General features: G+C 65.8%; 2 pseudogenes. Both read right to left on the bottom strand.

The features are described 5' to 3' along the window. Positions 1 to 446 (bottom strand): annotated as a pseudogene (locus ABT085_RS45995) (IS200/IS605 family accessory protein TnpB-related protein); the annotation flags it as partial. Next, a pseudogene (locus ABT085_RS45990) lies at positions 439 to 1,018 on the bottom strand (IS607 family transposase). The pseudogenes ABT085_RS45990 and ABT085_RS45995, both read right to left, overlap by 8 nt. Positions 1,019 to 2,006: the final 988 nt, after the last annotated feature.

Below are 2,006 nucleotides of genomic sequence, written 5' to 3'. Positions count from 1 at the left end.
AGGCGCCGGGACTTGTGGAACCACTCGCCCTTGGAGCGGTATCCGCCCGGTGTCCGCTTGGTGCCCTTCTCGCCGATCGGCTGGGACAGGCGGTGTATGAGCGTGCGGATACCGGCTTCGAGGTTGTGGATGTGCGCGAGCTGGCAGCGACGGGACAGCGCCCACTGATCGTGGGTGGCTCTGGTGATCGACCCGGCCCAGCGCGACGACGACTCGGCTGTCAGGCCCTGCTTGCGGGCAGCCCACGTGTCGCTGTTGTGCTCCAGGCCGTCGCGGCAGCGGGCCTTGAGGTCCAGCGATGCCAGACGCCCCAGATGCTCACCCACCAGGCAAAGCACCTTCACGTCCTCACCGGCGAGGTGCTTGAGCCGGTCACGAACCGCCACACCGGACGGGCCGAGGGCGACGAACGCATCATCGATGGCGCGAAGCTGCTTCTTACGCATCGCCAGCCGCCGCTTCAAGAGCCTTGCGTGCACGGTTCTTCGCCGAGCGGCGGCCGTACAGGCAGGCGCAAAACGAGGTCAGGCACCTCCACCATGTCGCGCACCAGGTCGTCTTCGACCTCACCGTCATCGAGCACGACGAGCCGGCGACCGGTGGCGGACAGAGCAGCTTCGACGAGTTCGACGTTCATACGACCGAGCCGGTCTTTGTGTTCCACCACCACGGCGGTCACTTTCGGGTCGGCCAGCAGCCGACGCGCCTTCGTACGGGCGCCGTTCACGCCTGATGCGATCTCCGACTCAACCCGAACGACCTTGTGCCCGGCCTTGGCTGCCCACTCCGACAAGCGTGCGGTCTGCCGCTCCAAGTCGGCCTTCTGGTCGTGGGAGGAGACACGGGCGTACAAGCCCACACCGCCGGTCATGGACGGTGCGGTGTTCACGTCGATGTTCACCAGGATCGTGCGCGGCCCCACCCGTTCCGCAGGGACCGGCAACGTGCCCTCACGGAACCAGCGGTACGCAGGACGCGGGGCGATCCCCTGTGCGCGTGCCCATTCCGTCAAGTTCATACACGAGATCGTACGTCACTTATGCCATCTAAAAGATACTTATAGACACTCCTTCAAGAGCAGTTGCCACCCCCTTGCCCAGGAGGCCGGGAGTACGGTCCGGAGCGGATGTGGCGGCGAGACGAGCCGGCGTGCCGAGACAACGAGCGCGCATCTTTGCCGGTAGCTGTTGCGCCGCGCGCTCGGCGGTGGTCCACAATCCTGCCTGCGCTGCTGTCACGAGCAAGTCGTGCGTCTGTCGTTGCTCGCGTTCCCATATCAACCAGGGCCCGGGCCCGTACCCCGTGGGATGAGTCGGTACCGGTACGCGCTCGATCAGGGCAATCGCGGTGTCTGCGTCGACCTTGGCGACGGCTTCCACCAGCTGACGGAACTCCAGGGACAGGTCGTGGACGTGCGTCTACACCAGGCTGTCCGCCAGTATCCCCAGGTTTCTGGCTGGTTGTACGCTCCCCAGCTCGGCGTGCACACAGCCGCCGACGACGCGAAGAGCGACAGGAAGCATGGAACGCGCGGCGGGACTGAGCCGCTGGCTGGAGGGGACCCATGACTGTAGCCGTCCGCTGCTCGGCCACCGGGCTGCTGTTGGTCCCGGTCATCAGCGCTCTATCATCCGCATGCCCGCCTCGTTGTGGGTATCGCCGGCGGCCGGGGGTGGGGCAGGCTGCTCGGCGTGGTGGGCTGGTAGCCGGTGAGGTGGGCAGCTGAAGGTCCATCTGCGACACGTTCTCACGGCCATCGTCGTGAACATCGAACGCCCCAGCAGGCTGCCACAGACCGAGCACCCCCTCACCACGGCCACCGACCGCCCTCCCCATACCCTCCTGGATCAGCGTGGCATTCCTCCGGTTGAAGTCCTGCCGAAGCCCGGGCAGTTGACCTCGGCAACTCTAAGAGGGCGTTTGATCTAGGTGGATTGCCCTTTATCTCCTAGTACGTTCCTCGCCAGGTGGGTGTCGTCTCGTCCGTTATGCGCTTGGCGAGGTTG

This window comes from Streptomyces sp. NPDC002265, from assembly GCF_040296125.1.
Classification (GTDB): Bacteria; Actinomycetota; Actinomycetes; order Streptomycetales; family Streptomycetaceae; genus Streptomyces.
This window is presented reverse-complemented; position numbering and strand designations above follow the sequence as displayed.